We start from the raw sequence: 16570 nt of genomic DNA, 5'->3' as shown, positions 1-16570 counted from the left end.
CTTTTTTGTCAGCGCTCTGTTACAGCGGATGCGTGTAATAGAGGCTGTAGGATTCGATACCGTCGTTCGGCTGGCTGATGCCGGCGTTGGAGTAGTGCATGGCGCGCAGACCCAGCGCCTGGCCTTCACCGAAGCGCAGGCCGACGCCCAGGCGATCCTCGAAGTTGAAGGCGCCACCCAGGTTCTGGTCGCTGACACGAGAACCGCTGAACAGGGCAACACCGATGCCGGCCTCGACGAAAGGTTTGACTGTCTCGCCAGAGAACTCGTAGACGAACACCGGGCTGAAGGACAGCGAGTGGCGGCCGCTGGCTTCATCACCACCTTCCCAGTAGGTGTAGCCCGCGTCCCAGTATCCGGTCAGGCGTCCGGTGGAGCTTTCCCACCAGCTCTTGTCCCAGTCGAAGCCCAGGCCCAGACGGTAGGTCATGGTGTTCTGCCCGGTGAAACCGACGGCGCCGGTCAAGCCAGCGGCCTGTGCGGAGACAAGATGCCCCAGAGTCAAAGCTGCCACAGCGGCAAGCGAGAGCAGTTTCTTCATCGAAACGTCCTTTATTAGAAAGCTGAATGAAAAATCCCCGCGAATAGCTGGCGATTATAAGGCCATTTGTCAGCATCTGCTGACAGAGCAAAATAGAGAGCCATTTTTCTCAGCCAGGGAAGAAACTGACGGGCTCTTCAGTGCCCCAGAGCACCGGCAAAACCCGCTCAAGTCCTTCGACTGCCCCACTGGTCCAGAGCTCAGTTTTCTTTGCAGCCCCCTCGCCCAGCATCCCGCGCGCCTGTAACAGGCGCTCAAGCTGACGGGCCACGGCGGCACCGGTATCGATCAGCGAAACGTCCGCCGGCACCAGTTCACGCAGCAGCGGGCGCAGGAAAGGGTAATGGGTACAGCCCAGGATCAGCGTGTCGCATCCCTCGGCCAGCAGCGGTGCCACGTAACCTCTCAGCAGCTCACGGGTCTGCGGCCCGTTCAGGTCGCCCAGTTCGATGCGCTCCACCAGCCCCGGGCAAGGCTGGGTGATGACCCGTACATCGCTGGCGAAGCGATCCAGCAAGGCGGCGAAACGCGCGCTCTTCAGCGTGCCAGTGGTGGCGAGCACACCGACCACGCCGCTGCGCGTCGCTTCCGCCGCCGGCTTCACGGCTGGCTCCATGGCGACGATGGGCAGCTGGGGATAAAGCTCGCGCAGGTCGGCAGCGGCGGCGGCGGTGGCCGTGTTGCAGGCCAGCACCAGCGCCTTGGCGCCACGGGTCAGGAGGAACTCGGCGATGGCGCGGCAACGCGCACGGATGTACTCGGGGGTTTTCTCGCCGTAGGGCACATGGCCGCAGTCGGCAAGGTAGATCAGGGATTCATGGGGAAGCCGCGCCCGGATTTCGTGGAGGACGCTGAGGCCACCCACACCGGAATCGAACACGCCGATCGGCGCGGCATCAGCCATGCTTGGCTCCGCACACGGCGCACTGCGGATCGCGCTTGACCCGCAGCTCGCGGAAGCGCGTGCCGAGGGCGTCGATCAGCAGCAGGCGGCCCACCAGCGGATCGCCGAAACCGGCCAGCAGCTTCAGTGCTTCCAGTGCCTGCAGGCTGCCCACCAGCCCCACCAGCGGGCCGACCACGCCGGCCTCGCTACAGGTCAGTTCGGCTTCGCTGCCGTGGCCATAGAGGCAGTGGTAGCAGGGGCTCTCCTCGCGGCGCGGGTCGAACACCGAGAGCTGCCCTTCCAGGCGTATGGCAGCGCCGCTCACCAGCGGTTTCTTCGCGGCGACGCAGGCGGCGTTCACCGCTTCGCGGGTGCCGAAGTTGTCGCAGCAGTCCAGCACCAGGTCCACCGCAGCCACGGTGGCGTCGAGGGAATCGGCGTCCAGCGCCTGGCGATGGGCGACCAGCTTCACGTCCGGATTCAGCGCGGTCAGGCGGGCGATGGCGGAGTCCACCTTGCCCACGCCGACGCTGTCGGTGCCGTGGATGATCTGCCGTTGCAGGTTGGTCAGGTCGACCGTGTCGAAGTCCGCCAGGTGCAGCTCGCCGACGCCGGCAGCGGCCAGGTACAGCGCCACCGGGGCGCCCAGGCCGCCGAGGCCGACGATCAGCACGCGGCTGTCCTTCAGACGCAGCTGGCCGTCGACGTCGATCTGCGGCAGGAGGATCTGCCGGCTGTAACGCAGCAGTTCGTTGTCGGTCAGCATGTCCATTGTCCCAGGCTGATGCGCTCATGGCCGCCCAGGTCGCGGCGACTTTCCACCGCGCTGAAACCACGGCCCAGCAGCAGGTCGCGCACGGCGGCGGGTTGATCGAAGCCATGTTCGATCATCAGCCAGCCGCCCTTCTCCAGATGGTTAGGCGCCTGTTCGATGATCAGGCGGATGTCGTCCAGCCCGTCGGGCCCGGAGACCAGCGCGCTCGACGGTTCAAAGCGCACATCACCCTGCTGGAGGTGCGGGTCGGTGCTGGGGATGTAGGGCGGATTGCTGACGATCAGCAAGAAGCGCTCGCCCTCTACCGCGGAGAACCAGTGGCTGGCGCGGAAGGCGACGTTGGCCAGGCGCAGACGCTCGCGGTTGCGTTCGGCCAGTGCCACAGCCTCGGGAATGCGGTCGACGCCCAGCACCTGCCAGCTCAGGCGTTCGCACGCCAGCGCGAGGGCGATGGCGCCGGTGCCGGTGCCCAGGTCGAGCACGCGCGAGGGCGAGGCCGGCAGCAGCGCCAGCGCCGTCTCCACCAGCAGCTCGGTATCCGGGCGCGGGATCAGGGTGTGCGATGCCACTTCCAGGTCCAGGCTCCAGAAGCCCTGGCGGCCCAGGATATAGGCCACCGGCTCGCCGGCCACCCGGCGGGCCAGGAAACTGTCGAACAGATCGTTGGCCTCGCGGCTGACCACGCGCTCGGGCCAGGTGCGCAGGAAGCTGCGCGGCTTGCCCAACGCGGCGGCGAGCAGCAACTCGGCATCCAGGCGCGCGCTGGGCGAGTCCGGCAGTTGCGCTTCGTTGAGCAGGGTCATGATGGTTGCCATGGTCTGTCGTTCTCTCAGTCGCCCGCTCTTTCAATCACCCGCACGATCAATCACCCAGTGCGGCCAGCTGGTCGGCCTGGAACTCTTGCAGCAGCGGTTCGATGACCTGCTCCACTGCGCCCTCCATCACCTCGCCCAGGGAGTACAGGGTGAGGTTGATGCGGTGGTCGGTCACCCGGCCCTGGGGGAAATTGTAGGTGCGGATACGCTCGGAGCGGTCGCCCGAGCCGACCAGCAGCTTGCGCGTGCTGGCGATCGCATGCTGGGCGGCGGCCTGCTGTTGGTCGTTGAGCTTGGCCGCCAGCCAGGCCATGGCCTTGGCGCGGTTCTTGTGCTGCGAGCGCTCTTCCTGGCACTCGACGACGATGCCCGACGGAATGTGGGTGATGCGCACCGCCGAATCGGTCTTGTTCACGTGCTGACCACCGGCGCCGGAGGAGCGGTAGGTGTCCACGCGCAGATCCGCTGGGTTGATCTCGATGGCCGCCTGCTCGTCCGGCTCGGGCAGTACCGCCACGGTGCAGGCCGAGGTGTGGATGCGGCCCTGGGACTCGGTGGCCGGCACGCGCTGCACACGGTGGGCGCCGGACTCGAACTTGAGCTTGGCGTAGACGCTCTCGCCCTCGACGCGGGCGATCACCTCTTTATATCCGCCGTGCTCACCCTCGTTCTCCGACATGATTTCCACACGCCAGCCCTGCTTCTCGGCGTAGCGCGAGTACATGCGGAACAGGTCGCCGGAGAAGATCGCAGCTTCGTCGCCGCCGGTGCCGGCGCGGATTTCCAGGAAGACGTTGCGACCGTCGTTGGGGTCCTTGGGTAGCAGCATGCGCTGCAGGCGATCCTCCAGGCCGACCAGCGCGGTCTTGGCCTCAGCCACCTCTTCCTCGGCCATCTCGCGCAGGTCCGGGTCGTTGTCCTTGAGCAGCGCCTGGGCGCCCTCCAGGTCGGACTGCACTTTGCGGAATTCGCGGAAGGCAAGGATGACCGGCTCCACTTCCGCGTATTCACGAGAGTAGGCGCGGAACCTGGTCTGGTCGCTGATCACTTCGGCGTCGCCCAGCAGAGCAGTGAGCTCTTCATAACGGTCGCTGAGGATATCCAGCTTTTTCAGGAGGGAAGCTTTCATCGCTTGTCAGTGCCCTCCTCGAGGGCGAACAGTTCCTGCGCGACGGCCAGCGCATCGATGCGGCCCTCGGCGGAGAGTTTCTTCATCTGTACGCTGGGGGCGTGCAGCAATTTGTTGGTCAGGCCGCGGCTGAGCTGGGCGATGACTTCCATCGGATCGGCGCCGTTGGCCAGCAGGCGCTGGGCCTTCTGGGTTTCCTCGTCGCGCAGGCGCTCGGCCTGCTGGCGGTAGGCGCGCAGCACGTCGACAGCCGCCAGCTCGCGCAGGCGCAGCATGAACTCGTGCACGCCATCGCCGACCAGCTCCTCGGCGGCCTGGGCGGCGCCCTGGCGGCTCTTGAGATTCTCGGCGACCACTTCGTGGAGGTCGTCGACGCTATAGAGGTAAACATCTTCCAGTTCGCCGACTTCCGGCTCGATGTCGCGCGGCACGGCGATGTCGACCATGAACATCGGCTTGTGCCGGCGCTGCTTCAACGCCCGCTCCACCGCGCCCTTGCCGAGGATCGGCAGCTGGCTGGCGGTGGAGCTGATGACGATGTCGCTGTTGACCAGTTCGTCCGGCATGTCCGCCAGCAGGATGGCGCGGGCGCCGAACTGCTCGGCCAGCAGGCTGGCGCGCTCCAGGGTGCGGTTGGCGACCACGATGCGCTTCACGCCCTGCTCATGCAGGTGGCGAGCGACCAGGGTGATCGTCTCGCCGGCGCCGACCAACAGCGCCTGGCTGCGGCTCAGGTCACTGAAAATCTGCCGGGCCAGGCTCACCGCGGCGAACGCCACGGACACCGGGTTCTCGCCAATGGCGGTATCGGTGCGTACGGTCTTCGCGGTGCTGAACGTGGCCTGGAACAGTCGGCCGAGCATCGGCCCGACGGTGCCGGCCTCGCGGGCGACGGCGTAGGCGGACTTCATCTGGCCGAGAATCTGCGGCTCGCCCAACACCATGGAGTCGAGCCCCGCGGCGACGCGCATCATATGGCGCACCGCGTCGTCGTCCTGGTGCACGTAGGCGCAGGCACGCAAGTCGTCGATGTTCAGATTGTGGTAATCGGCCAGCCAGGCCAGCACGTCACCGGCGTCCGGATGCTCGATCTCCAGGTAAAGTTCGCTGCGGTTGCAGGTGGAGAGGATCGCGGCTTCGCGGCTGGAAGTCAGCCTGCACAGCAGCTGCAGGGCCTCGACCATCTGCTCGGGAGTAAAGGCCACGCGCTCGCGCACGGCGATGGACGCGGTCTTGTGGTTGATGCCGAGGGCAATGAAGGCCATGCAGAGTCGCTGAGCTGATCGGAAAGCCCGCAATTGTCCTACTTAGGCTGGTGAAGGACAACCACCCGCGACGGATCGCACACTGCAAATCGTATACAGGCCCGCAAGCGGTGCTTGCCCATGGGATTGGCACTTTCCTTATGTCATGATGGTCCCATTTCGCAGGTCAGGCCCTCGTCCTTCCTCTATGAACAAGTCTCTTGCGCTGCTGACTGCTCTGCTGCTGCTCGGCGGCTGCCAGTCTCTTACCCAGAAAAACACCGACAGTGCTTCCGCCCAGAAGGACAAGGCCGCTGCTGCGCAGAAGGACCAGAAGTACGGCTCGTTCAGCGAAGACACGATGTTCTCGCTGCTCACCGCCGAACTCGCCGGCCAGCGCAACCGCTTCGACATCGCCCTCGCCAACTATGTGGAACAGGCCCGCGAAACCCGCGACCCCGGCGTTGCCGAACGCGCCTTCCGCATCGCCGAGTACCTGGGCGCCGACCAGGAAGCCCTGGACACCTCACTGATCTGGGCCAAGGCCGCGCCGGACAACCTCGATGCCCAGCGCGCCGCTGCCATCCAGCTGGCGCGCACCGGTCAGTACGACGAATCCATGGTGTACATGGAGAAAGTCCTCAACGGCCAGGGTGACACCCACTTCGACTTCCTCGCGCTGTCCGCCGCCGAGACCGATCCGGATACCCGCACCGGCCTGCTGCAAAGCTTCGACCGCTTGCTGAAGAAGTACCCCGACAACGGCCAGTTGCTGTTCGGCAAGGCGCTGCTGCTGCAACAGGACGGCCGCCCGCAGGAAGCCCTGCACCTGCTGGAGGACAACTCCGCCAGCAAGCATGACGTTGCCCCGCTGCTGCTGCGCGCCCGCCTGCTGCAGAGCATGAAGCGCAGCGACGAAGCGCTGCCGCTGCTCAAGGCCGGCATCAAGGAACATCCGGACGACAAGCGCGTCCACCTCGCCTACGCCCGCCTGCTGGTGGAACAGAACCGCCTGGACGACGCCAAGGCCGAGTTCTCCGCGCTGGTCGAGCAATTCCCCGACGACGACGACCTGCGCTTCTCCCTGGCGCTGGTCTGCCTCGAAGCCCAGGCCTGGGACGAGGCCAAGGTCTACCTGCAGGAACTGGTCGAGCGCGACAGCCACGTCGACTCCGCCCACTTCAACCTGGGCCGCCTGACCGAGGAGCAGAAGGACCCGGAAACCGCGCTCAAGGAATACGCTCTGGTCGGCCCGGGCAACGACTTCCTCCCCGCCCAACTGCGTTCGACCGAAATCCTGCTGGACCAGAAGCGCTTCGACGAAGCCTCGCGCCGCCTCGCCGAAACCCGCGACCGCCAGCCGGACTACGCCATCCAGCTGTACCTGATCGAAGCCGAAGGCCTGTCCAACCGCGACCAGGTGGACCGCGCCTGGAGCGTCATCCAGCAAGGCCTCAAGCAGTTCCCGGACGACCTCAATCTGCTCTACACCCGCTCCATGCTCGCCGAGAAGCGCAACGACCTGGCGCAGATGGAGCAGGACCTGCGGCTGATCATCCAGCGCGAGCCGGACAACGCCATGGCGCTCAACGCGCTGGGCTACACCCTGGCCGACCGCACCACCCGCTACAGCGAAGCTCGCGACCTGATCCAGAAGGCCCACTCGCTGAACCCGGACGACCCTGCAATCCTCGACAGCCTGGGCTGGGTGAATTACCGCCTGGGCAACCTCAGCGAAGCGGAAACCTACCTGCGCAAGGCGCTGGAACGCTTCCCCGACCACGAAGTGGCCGCACACCTGGGCGAAGTGCTCTGGGCCCAGGGCAAGCAGAGCGAGGCCCGTAAAGTCTGGGCCACCGCACTGCAAAGCCAGCCCGACAGCGCCGTCCTGCGCGACACCATGCTGCGCCTGACCGGCTCCGGAACCCTCTGATTCATGCGTTTACGTCACCTGATCGGCGCCGCCGCGCTTGCCCTGCTCGCCGGCTGCTCCAGCTTCGGCACCCACGAAGCCCTGGAAGGCCAGGGCAATGCCACCGCCTGGAACACCCACAAGGCGCACATCGCCACCCTCGACGGCTGGCAGATTGACGGCAAGGTCGGCATCCGCGCACCCAAGGACTCTGGCAGCGGCACCCTGTTCTGGCTACAGCGCCAGGACTACTACGACATTCGCCTGTCCGGCCCGCTGGGCCGCGGTGCTGCGCGCCTGACCGGACGTGAAGGCGCAGTGACCCTCGAAGTCGCCGGCCAGGGCCGCTACCAGGCCGCCTCCCCCGAAGAACTGCTGGAACAACAGATGGGCTGGCGCCTGCCGGTTTCCCACCTGCTCTGGTGGATCCGCGGCCTGCCCGCACCGGACAGCAAGAGCCGCCTGACTCTGGACGCCGACAGCCGCCTGGCCAAGCTCCAGCAGGACGGCTGGGACGTGGAATACACCCGCTACAGCGAGCAGGATGGCTACTGGCTTCCCGAGCGCTTGAAGCTGCATGGCCAGGACCTCGACGTCACCCTGGTGGTGAAAACCTGGCAGCCGCGTCAATTGGGCATCGGCCAGCCGAACAAAGCGGACCAGCAGTGACATGCAGGATCGCCTGACCCTGCCGGCACCGGCCAAGCTCAACCTGTTCCTGCACATCACTGGCCGCCGCGCCGACGGCTATCACGAGTTGCAGACCCTGTTCCAGTTCCTCGACCACGGCGACGAACTGCAGTTCGCCCTGCGCGAGGACGGTGAAATCCGCCTGAACACCGAGATCGAAGGCGTTCCCCACGACAGCAACCTGATCGTCAAAGCCGCGCGCCGACTACAGGAACAATCAGGCTGCGCGCTGGGCGCCGACATCTGGCTGGACAAGCGCCTGCCCATGGGCGGCGGCATCGGCGGCGGCAGTTCCGATGCCGCCACCACCCTGCTCGCACTCAATCAGCTGTGGAAACTCGACTGGGACGAAGATCGCCTCGCCAGCCTCGGCCTGACACTGGGCGCCGACGTCCCGGTGTTCGTGCGCGGCCGCGCGGCATTTGCCGAAGGCGTCGGCGAGCAGCTCACACCAGTGGAGCTCGACGAACCCTGGTTCCTCGTCGTGGCGCCGCAAGTCTTTGTCTCCACAGCAGAAGTTTTCTCCGATCCCGAGTTGACACGGGATACTCCGCCCATTAAAGTTCGCAGCCTTCTCGGGGTGGACGGTCATAACGACTGCCAGCCGGTCGTCGAGAAGCGTTACCCAGATGTACGTAACGCACTGATCCAGCTAGGTAAATTTACCCAAGCGAGATTGACCGGCACCGGAGCTTGTGTGTTTGGGAGCTTCCCAAACAAGGGCGATGCTGATAAAGTTCGCCGCCAACTTCCGGCTACTCTGCCAAGTTTTGTTGCCCAAGGCCGTAACATCTCGATGTTGCACCGCAAGCTGCAAAGCCTGGACTGAGAAGAAAGCAATGTAATCGGTTGTACGATACAGGGGCGTCGCCAAGCGGTAAGGCAGCAGGTTTTGATCCTGCCATGCGTTGGTTCGAATCCAGCCGCCCCTGCCATTAACCCACAGGGTTTCACGTACAGCATCAACGAACACATTGCTCCGCAAGTTGTAAGCTACAGGGGCGTCGCCAAGCGGTAAGGCAGCAGGTTTTGATCCTGCCATGCGTTGGTTCGAATCCAGCCGCCCCTGCCATTTTCTTCTGGCTCAACCGGGCCTACCCTCAAGCCGACACAGGTACCGCAGCGTGTCCAAAATGATGGTTTTCACGGGGAACGCCAACCCCGATCTGGCACGCCGTGTTGTACGGCAGCTGCACATCCCCCTCGGTGACGTTTCTGTCGGTAAATTCTCCGACGGCGAAATCAGTGTCGAAATCAATGAAAATGTCCGTGGTAAGGACGTCTTCCTGATTCAGCCGACCTGCGCACCGACCAACGACAACCTGATGGAACTGGTAGTGATGGCCGATGCCTTCCGCCGCTCCTCGGCGACTCGTATCACGGCAGTCATCCCCTACTTCGGTTACGCCCGCCAGGATCGCCGTCCGCGTTCCGCTCGCGTGGCCATCAGCGCCAAAGTCGTTGCCGACATGCTGACCGTCGTAGGCGTCAACCGCGTTCTTACCGTTGACCTGCACGCCGACCAGATCCAAGGCTTCTTCGATATCCCCGTCGACAACATCTACGGCTCGCCCGTACTGGTCGACGACATCGAAGACCAGCGCTTCGAGAACCTGATGATCGTCTCCCCGGACATCGGTGGCGTGGTGCGTGCTCGCGCCGTCGCCAAGTCCCTGGGCGTCGACCTGGCCATCATCGACAAACGTCGTCCGAAGGCCAACCAGTCCGAAGTCATGCACATCATCGGTGATGTCGAAGGCCGTACCTGCGTACTGGTCGACGACATGGTCGATACCGCCGGCACCCTCGGCCACGCTGCAAAAGCTCTGAAAGAGCACGGCGCCGCCAAGGTCATCGCCTACTGCACCCACCCGGTGCTGTCGGGCCGCGCCATCGAGAACATCGAAAATTCCGTACTGGACGAGCTGGTAGTGACCAACACCATCCCGCTGTCCGCTGCTGCGCAAGCCTGTGGCCGTATCCGCCAACTGGACATCGCTCCGGTTGTCGCTGAAGCCATGCGTCGCATCAGCAATGAAGAATCGATCAGCGCCATGTTCCGCTAAGGCGGAACAGCCCTGACGTAAAGCGCCTCATCACTTCGATGGGGCATTAACAAAATCGCCCGAACGCTGGTCGCAAGCGTCCGGGCGATCTTGTCATTTTGGAGATAGTGAAATGGTTGATTTTGTACTCAATGCTCAAGAGCGTTCCGACCTGGGGAAAGGTGCGAGCCGCCGCCTGCGTCGTAACGACGGCCTGCTTCCGGCTGTGATCTACGGTGGCGAAAAAGCCCCGCAATCCATCACCCTGGAACTGCGCGAAGTTTCCAAGCTGCTGGAAAACGAGGCTGCCTTCAGCCACGTGATCAGCCTGAACGTCGGTTCCGCCAAGGAAACCGTACTGATCAAGGCCCTGCAGCGTCACCCATCCAAGGGTTTCGTCATGCACGCCGACTTCCTGCGCGTCGTGGCCGACCACAAGCTGACCGCTCACGTTCCCCTGCACTTCCTGAACGAAGCGACCGCTGTTGGCGTCAAGACCGGTGGTGGCGAAATCTCCCACGTGATCGCCGAAGTCGAAGTTTCCTGCCTGCCGAAAGACCTGCCGGAATTCATCGAAGTCGACCTCGCCCAAGTAGCCCTGGGTCAGATCGTTCACCTGTCCGACCTGAAACTGCCGAAAGGCGTAGAGCTGGTGCAACTGGCCCACGGTAACGACCTGGCCGTCGCCAACATCCACGCTTCCCGCGTAGTGAAAGAAGAAGGTGAAGGCGAAGCTGCTGCCGAGTAATCGCGCGCACCATTGCCTTTAAGGAAGGGGCCTCCGTCGTGACTGCCGTACAACTGATCGTTGGCCTGGGAAATCCAGGCCCTGAATACGACCAGACCCGGCATAACGCGGGGGCCCTTTTCGTTGAGCGACTGGCGGACGCGCAACGCGCGAACCTGTCCCTCGACAAGAAATACTTCGGCCTGGTTGGCAAGTTCAGCCACAAGGGCCGCGACGTTCGTCTGCTCATCCCCACCACCTATATGAACCGCAGCGGCCAGGCCGTGGCGGCGCTCGCCGGATTCTTCCGCATTCCGGTCGAAGCCATCCTGGTGGCCCACGACGAACTCGACATGCCTCCCGGTGTCGCCAAGCTCAAGAAGGGCGGCGGACACGGCGGGCACAACGGGCTGCGCGACATCATCGCCCAACTCGGCAATCAGAACGGTTTCCATCGCCTGCGGCTTGGCATCGGCCATCCGGGGCACAGCAGCCTGGTCTCCGGCTTCGTCCTCGGCCGCGCCCCGCGCTCCGAGCAGGAACTGCTCGACACCAGCATCGACTCCGCTCTCGGCGTGCTGCCGGAAATGCTCGACGGGGAATGGACCCGCGCGATGCAGAAGCTGCACAGCCAGAAGGCCTGATCACACCTCTATTTCCGCCACCTGGCGCGAGGGACCTAACATGGGATTCAACTGCGGCATCGTCGGCCTGCCCAACGTCGGCAAGTCCACCCTGTTCAACGCCCTGACCAAATCCGGCATCGCGGCGGAAAATTTCCCCTTCTGCACCATCGAGCCGAACAGCGGCATCGTGCCGATGCCCGACGCCCGCCTCGATGCGCTGGCCGAGATCGTCAAGCCCGAGCGCGTGTTGCCGACCACCATGGAGTTCGTCGACATCGCCGGCCTCGTAGCCGGCGCCTCGAAGGGTGAAGGCCTGGGTAACAAATTCCTCGCCAACATCCGCGAGACCGACGCCATCGCCCACGTCGTGCGCTGCTTCGAAGACGAGAACGTCATCCACGTCTCCAACAGCGTCGACCCCAAGCGCGACATCGAGATCATCGACCTCGAACTGATCTTCGCCGACCTCGACAGCTGCGAGAAGCAACTGCAGAAGGTCGCGCGCAACGCCAAGGGCGGCGACAAGGACGCCCTGGTGCAGAAAGCCCTGCTGGAAAAGCTCATCCCCCATTTCAGCGAAGGCAAACCCGCCCGCTCGCTGATGAAGAACATGGGCGATGACGAGAAGCGCGTCGTACGTAGCTTCCACCTGCTGACCAGCAAGCCGGTCATGTACATCGCCAACGTCGCCGAAGACGGCTTCGAGAACAACCCGCACCTGGACATCGTTCGCGCCATCGCCGAAGAAGAAGGCGCCATGGTCGTACCGGTGTGCAACAAGATCGAAGCCGAAATCGCCGAACTTGACGATGGCGAAGAGAAGGACATGTTCCTCGAATCCCTCGGCCTCGAAGAGCCGGGCCTGAACCGAGTGATCCGCGCCGGCTACGAGCTGCTGCACCTGCAAACCTACTTCACCGCCGGTGTAAAGGAGGTCCGCGCCTGGACCGTCCGCGTCGGCGCCACCGCCCCGCAGGCCGCCGCCGTGATCCACACCGACTTCGAAAAAGGCTTCATCCGCGCCGAAGTCGTCGCCTACGACGACTTCATCCAGTTCAAGGGCGAACAGGGTGCGAAAGAAGCCGGCAAATGGCGCCTGGAAGGCAAGGACTACATCGTCAAGGATGGCGACGTCATGCACTTCCGCTTCAACGTCTAACTCGAAGCCGTTACGTCATTGATTTAGAACCCCGCAGTTGCGGGGTTTTTCATTTCTAAATTTCACATGCGACCTTCTCAGTAGCAAGCAAAACTGCTCAAAACCCAGGCTCTAGAGCTAAGAGCACCACCAAAGAAACGAGCGAGCCCCCCCTGAATTCTCTCAGTTAAACAACAGGGAATGATGTAAGTACAGCTTGAGAAAGTGGCATTGTGGAGAGCAGCAGAGATAGCTTTCCAAGCGAGAAATAGTCCTGCGATACGCCTGGATCAGCCATTTCTACAAGCGGGACGGCCGGCGGCACCGAGCTTGAGTTTACGTAGCACCTGGCATGCACGAGAGAGTCCGCGATGGCAGCGTCGGTACAGCCAACTCAGGATCACCCAGGCCCTCCGAAAGTCCTTGCCGGAAAATTAGCGGCATTGGAAAATCCGGTATTAAGCGGGGGCCTTCCATAGCGACGCCAAGAAGACTTGGCACCTCTTCTGGTAAAGCCCTTAATAGCGAGCGGAAACAATTAGCCGACGAGACCCGACCACATGCAAAAAAATGCTCTCTCACACAGCCTTGCTTGGCTGGACATGATCCGGCTAATCTCAATCCTTCTCGTTATATACGGGCACTTCGCAAGTGTAGGAGGTTTTGCGCCAGAAATTCCGGGGATCATATCCCCCGAAGTCACTCTACCCCTGATGAATGGCCCACAGATCGCCTTTCTCAATTTCGACATCTTCCTGATCAATACGTTCTCCACGCAGTCAGCCATTATTGGTGTTGCCCTATTTTTTATGGTTACGGGCTATCTAATGCCAGCCATGATGGATCGGTATTCTCGGAAAAACTTCCTGATCAATAGGTTCTTCCGAATATTCCCTTTATTGATAGCATCCACTTTGATAGTCGGCGCTTATCTGTGGCTAACGCAGGGCATCAAGTATGGATTCCCCAGCTACCTTGCTAGTTGGACACTGACTTACTCAGTCCTCGCCCTCCCTCCTGTCATGGGAGTTTTATGGACACTGGTCGTAGAGGTAGCATTCTATTTGATCGCTGCTCTGACAGGCAGGTTCACTGCATCAAAATTGATACTTCTTCAGGCAGTGCTTCTCGCATGCGTCATTGTCAGTGCCAACTACAGCGGCTACTACACTGGGCTCCTAGGAAAAAATTCACTCTTCATTTTATTCATCACCATCGGAGTCGGCTTTTTCCTAGCGAAAAAGGAAGATACTGCCATAAAAAGGCTATCACTCATTTTCAACACCACAGTGATATCTTATCTTGGCTTTCAGTTCTACAAGCAAAGCATCGGGAGCTCGGGAACATATGAAAATATCGGCACACATCTTCTGGCTGTTGGTATTTTCTCCTTATTCATGCTCCTCGGAAAATCTGGAGCACTTTCTCGAACTCCCAAGTTTGTTAGCTGGCTGGCCGACTTGGTTTACCCAATGTACTTATTCCACACTGCGCTAGGACTCGCCACCATGGCGCTCGTGCGAAGTTACTCAAACAATTATATATTGATGCTCACCGCCGCCTTGGCTGTCACAACCCTTACGGCCTGGATTACACACATTGCCATCGAAAAACCCATGATAGTGTTTGGGCGCCGATTTACCTCATCAAAGGCCCGCGGAGAAACCAAAGAGGCAGTCACCGCCCTTGCATCGTGATGGAAGTCGCCGTACCGCTTTTCAGTATTACTGATGGCTATACCTTGTATGCGAATAGGGCAGAGCGAATGATGGTTGGCAACCTTCTGCCTGGTTCTGCTATGCACTACTTATCGCCCGAGTACTTACCAGCCCCGAAAAGCCGCGACCACCCGCCGGGCTTTTTCATGGACGCCCTGCCCCGCCGCTCATCGCGAAAAGCCCGCGGAACCGGCTAAACGATTGATAGATCAGAACAATATTCAAGAAAAGGGGTTGACACCCCCCCTTGATCTGCGGAAAATGCGCGCCACTCGGCTACATAGCTCAGTCGGTTAGAGCGCAGCATTCATAATGCTGATGTCCCAGGTTCAAGTCCCGGTGTAGCCACCATACAAAACAAAGGGTTAGCGAAAGCTAGCCCTTTGTGCTTTCTGGGGTAGTGACTACGAAGTGACTACACCCTGTCTACCTCCCAAATCTGTTGCTCCCCTAGCTCCCGATCTCTAGCCTTGTCATACCCCAGATATGGATGGAGACAGGCATGGACGAGCCAGCTATCGACTTAACCCCCCTTCAAAACGACATCGCTCGAAAAGTCGGCATTTGCATCATTCGATTGCAGCAGTACGAGCAGGGAGTGAAGCGACTCATCTCTACCCAGGAGATTGGGGGCTCCGCCACAACCATACGGGACAATCTCGCCAAGCGAAGAAGAGAGTTTGCCGACAAGACCCTTGGCCAAGTCAAAAACACACTCGTCAGCGGCTTTTTAAACAATGCACAAGACGACGACGAAGCGGACAACTGGGGAGTGGACGCAACAGAACCTCTGTTCCGAATGACGTTCCATGCACCGCTATCCGGGCAAGAGCTCCAAGATACTAAAGATCGCTTAGATAGCTTCGTGGCGCTCCGCAATGAGCTCGTGCATCACTTCACAGAGCGCTTCAATCTTCAGAGCTACGAAGATTGCCAGAATGCGTTGCGCTACCTAGACACAACTCATGCCGCAATTGACAAGCAACATCAGGAGCTTCGCGGATGGGTAGAGACAGCTAATCGGGCAACAAAAGCGATAAGAGAGCTAATGCAAGCTCCAGGTTTCGATGATCTTCTCGTTTTCGGGATTGTTGACGGCCAACCTCATGACTGGCCCAAAACGGTAGTCGTTCAGTACCTGAAAAAGATCGAACAAGATTTCGCTGTTGATGGCTGGACCTGTCTAGCTGAGGCAATTAAGACATTCCAGGAAAATTGGCCAGAGCATACCCCAAAGAAATATGGATGTAGCAGCTGGCGGCATCTCATTCATGAATCGCGCCTATTCGAACTTCAGAGACGCAGGGAGCATGGATCCGAGACAGGTCAGATCTGGTTCCGCAGCAAACCTGAATAAGAAATATCCCCAAAGCCCGCTACAGTCCCCATGGGTTAGTCAGCGGGACGCCAAAGCTCTCAAAGTGACGAACGTTCCTAGTGGCGATCTGCACTCCGTGAAGCCGGGCAATTGCAGCGATCTGCCCATCAGCCATATCGGCGATCTTTCCCTTGGCCTCACTCTCTGCCGCCAGCTCTGCGTAGTGCACCGCCGCATCCGCATCGAAGGGCAGGATCCTGCCGGCAAAGTCCTCTTCGAACATGGCAATGGCCAGATCCTGCAGAGCTTGCCTGCGCTTCCCCTTCGGCATCCTGGCAATGCCATAAAGGATCTCGGCCACCGTGATCGAGCAGATCAGCAGATCCTGAGCAGGTTGAGCATCGATCCAGGCAACCACCGCAGGATCCGGCTTGGCTCTCATGAGCTCCGACAGGACATTGGTGTCGAGCAGAATCATTCGTCGAAGTCCGCAGCCCGAGCCTTAGTATTGCGAGCAGGCAGCTCGATATCAGCCCCGCCAACCGACGCAAAGCGAGCATGAATTCGGCTTCCCAGGCCACCCCGTTTCTCTTCCCGAGAAAGCGCCTGGGCTAGGATCACTCGGACTTCCTCTTCCATCGAGCGGCCATGGTTCGCGGCTACCACTCGGAGCTTCGCCTTGAGGTCTTCGTCTAGGTTTCTAATCGTGATGCTGGCCATGGCATCCTCCAAAGCAATCAATGAAATCATTGATAGCATACGAGGATGCCCCAAGTTGTGCGAGGGGAAACAGATGCAAGGCCTAGGTCCCGCCCTTACACTCCCGCACAGCGAAGGTGATCTCTTCACCAACCTTAGTCGCCATCAGCACTCGATCACCATCTAGAAACGCGACGCGTTGTCCTTTTTCTAAAGCGCATGGTGCCTTTTCGTAGGTCTCGAATGAATCGACCCTAGTTTCGTAGACACCTCCGTGCCTCATAATACGACCCATTAGGAGGTGCCA

At 61.1% G+C, this 16570-nt stretch carries 17 protein-coding genes and 3 tRNA genes; 12 read left to right on the top strand and 8 right to left on the bottom strand.

Annotation, left to right across the window (positions count from 1 at the left end; genetic code table 11):
* Window positions 1-19: 19 nt before the first annotated feature.
* The 6 genes from CTR55_RS20620 to hemA all read right to left on the bottom strand — a co-directional run bounded on the left by CTR55_RS20620 (window position 20) and on the right by hemA (window position 5411).
* Complete coding sequence (locus CTR55_RS20620) at window positions 20-541, bottom strand: acyloxyacyl hydrolase (RefSeq protein ID WP_296288890.1); 522 nt, start codon at window positions 539-541, stop codon at window positions 20-22.
* 109 nt (window positions 542-650) lie between these two features.
* On the bottom strand, window positions 651-1445 hold the full coding sequence (murI, locus tag CTR55_RS20615; RefSeq protein ID WP_296288888.1) for a glutamate racemase: 795 nt from the start codon (window positions 1443-1445) through the stop codon (window positions 651-653).
* On the bottom strand, window positions 1438-2193 hold the full coding sequence (locus CTR55_RS20610) for a molybdopterin-synthase adenylyltransferase MoeB (RefSeq protein WP_296288886.1): 756 nt from the start codon (window positions 2191-2193) through the stop codon (window positions 1438-1440). The genes murI and CTR55_RS20610 overlap by 8 nt, the downstream gene beginning before the upstream one ends.
* Window positions 2187-3017: a peptide chain release factor N(5)-glutamine methyltransferase gene (gene prmC, locus CTR55_RS20605; protein ID WP_296288884.1), complete on the bottom strand. Its 831-nt coding sequence runs from the start codon at window positions 3015-3017 to the stop codon at window positions 2187-2189. Before prmC ends, CTR55_RS20610 begins: the two co-directional genes overlap by 7 nt.
* Before the next feature lie 46 nt (window positions 3018-3063).
* The gene (prfA, locus tag CTR55_RS20600) at window positions 3064-4146 is read right to left on the bottom strand and encodes a peptide chain release factor 1 (protein WP_296288882.1); all 1083 of its coding nucleotides are present in this window, start codon (window positions 4144-4146) and stop codon (window positions 3064-3066) included.
* Window positions 4143-5411: a glutamyl-tRNA reductase gene (gene hemA, locus CTR55_RS20595; RefSeq protein WP_296288880.1), complete on the bottom strand. Its 1269-nt coding sequence runs from the start codon at window positions 5409-5411 to the stop codon at window positions 4143-4145. Before hemA ends, prfA begins: the two co-directional genes overlap by 4 nt.
* Before the next feature lie 145 nt (window positions 5412-5556).
* Between hemA and CTR55_RS20590 the strand changes: the two genes are divergently transcribed.
* The 12 genes from CTR55_RS20590 to CTR55_RS20535 all read left to right on the top strand — a co-directional run bounded on the left by CTR55_RS20590 (window position 5557) and on the right by CTR55_RS20535 (window position 15603).
* Window positions 5557-7323, top strand: a complete 1767-nt coding sequence (locus CTR55_RS20590; protein ID WP_296288878.1) for a tetratricopeptide repeat protein — start codon at window positions 5557-5559, stop codon at window positions 7321-7323.
* Between the two features lie 3 nt (window positions 7324-7326).
* Complete coding sequence (lolB, locus tag CTR55_RS20585; protein ID WP_296288876.1) at window positions 7327-7971, top strand: lipoprotein insertase outer membrane protein LolB; 645 nt, start codon at window positions 7327-7329, stop codon at window positions 7969-7971.
* 1 nt (window position 7972) lies between these two features.
* Complete coding sequence (gene ispE, locus CTR55_RS20580) at window positions 7973-8821, top strand: 4-(cytidine 5'-diphospho)-2-C-methyl-D-erythritol kinase (RefSeq protein WP_296288874.1); 849 nt, start codon at window positions 7973-7975, stop codon at window positions 8819-8821.
* Between the two features lie 31 nt (window positions 8822-8852).
* Window positions 8853-8927 (top strand) — tRNA-Gln (locus CTR55_RS20575).
* Between the two features lie 62 nt (window positions 8928-8989).
* A tRNA-Gln gene (locus CTR55_RS20570) sits at window positions 8990-9064 on the top strand.
* A gap of 52 nt (window positions 9065-9116) precedes the next feature.
* Window positions 9117-10058, top strand: a complete 942-nt coding sequence (locus CTR55_RS20565) for a ribose-phosphate pyrophosphokinase (RefSeq protein ID WP_015478849.1) — start codon at window positions 9117-9119, stop codon at window positions 10056-10058.
* A gap of 112 nt (window positions 10059-10170) precedes the next feature.
* Window positions 10171-10785 carry a 50S ribosomal protein L25/general stress protein Ctc gene (locus tag CTR55_RS20560; protein WP_296288872.1) on the top strand — a complete coding sequence of 205 codons (615 nt, stop codon included), beginning with the start codon at window positions 10171-10173 and terminating at the stop codon, window positions 10783-10785.
* 38 nt (window positions 10786-10823) lie between these two features.
* Window positions 10824-11408 carry an aminoacyl-tRNA hydrolase gene (gene pth / locus CTR55_RS20555; RefSeq protein ID WP_296288871.1) on the top strand — a complete coding sequence of 195 codons (585 nt, stop codon included), beginning with the start codon at window positions 10824-10826 and terminating at the stop codon, window positions 11406-11408.
* A gap of 40 nt (window positions 11409-11448) precedes the next feature.
* Window positions 11449-12549, top strand: a complete 1101-nt coding sequence (gene ychF, locus CTR55_RS20550; RefSeq protein WP_296288869.1) for a redox-regulated ATPase YchF — start codon at window positions 11449-11451, stop codon at window positions 12547-12549.
* 539 nt (window positions 12550-13088) lie between these two features.
* Window positions 13089-14225, top strand: a complete 1137-nt coding sequence (locus CTR55_RS20545; RefSeq protein WP_296288867.1) for an acyltransferase — start codon at window positions 13089-13091, stop codon at window positions 14223-14225.
* Window positions 14226-14520: 295 nt separating this feature from the next.
* Window positions 14521-14597, top strand: a tRNA-Met gene (locus CTR55_RS20540).
* A 151-nt stretch (window positions 14598-14748) separates the two neighbouring features.
* Complete coding sequence (locus tag CTR55_RS20535) at window positions 14749-15603, top strand: OST-HTH/LOTUS domain-containing protein (RefSeq protein ID WP_296288865.1); 855 nt, start codon at window positions 14749-14751, stop codon at window positions 15601-15603.
* Between the two features lie 19 nt (window positions 15604-15622).
* On the opposite strand, the gene CTR55_RS20530 is transcribed toward CTR55_RS20535, so the two are convergent.
* Window positions 15623-16042 (bottom strand): type II toxin-antitoxin system VapC family toxin, encoded by a 420-nt coding sequence (locus CTR55_RS20530; protein WP_296288864.1) that lies wholly within the window; start codon window positions 16040-16042, stop codon window positions 15623-15625.
* A complete protein-coding gene (locus CTR55_RS20525) occupies window positions 16039-16284 on the bottom strand; it encodes an Arc family DNA-binding protein (protein ID WP_296288862.1) in 246 nt (81 codons plus the stop codon). Before CTR55_RS20525 ends, CTR55_RS20530 begins: the two co-directional genes overlap by 4 nt.
* Between the last annotated feature and the right edge of the window lie 286 nt (window positions 16285-16570).

The organism is Pseudomonas sp., assembly GCF_002796985.1.
GTDB lineage: Bacteria > Pseudomonadota > Gammaproteobacteria > Pseudomonadales > Pseudomonadaceae > Pseudomonas.
Note: the sequence above shows the minus strand (reverse complement) of the source record. Positions and strands in the feature narration are given on the sequence as shown.

What these genes read in the sequence shown, in the direction of transcription:
- prfA (WP_296288882.1), bottom strand. Translation starts at nt 4,146, where the DNA reads ATGAAAGCTTCCCTCCTGAAAAAGCTGGATATCCTCAGCGACCGTTAT.
- ispE (WP_296288874.1), top strand. Translation starts at nt 7,973, where the DNA reads ATGCAGGATCGCCTGACCCTGCCGGCACCGGCCAAGCTCAACCTGTTC.
- hemA (WP_296288880.1), bottom strand. Translation starts at nt 5,411, where the DNA reads ATGGCCTTCATTGCCCTCGGCATCAACCACAAGACCGCGTCCATCGCC.
- CTR55_RS20525 (WP_296288862.1), bottom strand. Translation starts at nt 16,284, where the DNA reads ATGGCCAGCATCACGATTAGAAACCTAGACGAAGACCTCAAGGCGAAG.
- CTR55_RS20620 (WP_296288890.1), bottom strand. Translation starts at nt 541, where the DNA reads ATGAAGAAACTGCTCTCGCTTGCCGCTGTGGCAGCTTTGACTCTGGGG.
- lolB (WP_296288876.1), top strand. Translation starts at nt 7,327, where the DNA reads ATGCGTTTACGTCACCTGATCGGCGCCGCCGCGCTTGCCCTGCTCGCC.
- CTR55_RS20530 (WP_296288864.1), bottom strand. Translation starts at nt 16,042, where the DNA reads ATGATTCTGCTCGACACCAATGTCCTGTCGGAGCTCATGAGAGCCAAG.
- CTR55_RS20610 (WP_296288886.1), bottom strand. Translation starts at nt 2,193, where the DNA reads ATGCTGACCGACAACGAACTGCTGCGTTACAGCCGGCAGATCCTCCTG.
- CTR55_RS20545 (WP_296288867.1), top strand. Translation starts at nt 13,089, where the DNA reads ATGCAAAAAAATGCTCTCTCACACAGCCTTGCTTGGCTGGACATGATC.
- CTR55_RS20590 (WP_296288878.1), top strand. Translation starts at nt 5,557, where the DNA reads ATGATGGTCCCATTTCGCAGGTCAGGCCCTCGTCCTTCCTCTATGAAC.
- murI (WP_296288888.1), bottom strand. Translation starts at nt 1,445, where the DNA reads ATGGCTGATGCCGCGCCGATCGGCGTGTTCGATTCCGGTGTGGGTGGC.
- CTR55_RS20560 (WP_296288872.1), top strand. Translation starts at nt 10,171, where the DNA reads ATGGTTGATTTTGTACTCAATGCTCAAGAGCGTTCCGACCTGGGGAAA.
- prmC (WP_296288884.1), bottom strand. Translation starts at nt 3,017, where the DNA reads ATGGCAACCATCATGACCCTGCTCAACGAAGCGCAACTGCCGGACTCG.
- CTR55_RS20535 (WP_296288865.1), top strand. Translation starts at nt 14,749, where the DNA reads ATGGACGAGCCAGCTATCGACTTAACCCCCCTTCAAAACGACATCGCT.
- ychF (WP_296288869.1), top strand. Translation starts at nt 11,449, where the DNA reads ATGGGATTCAACTGCGGCATCGTCGGCCTGCCCAACGTCGGCAAGTCC.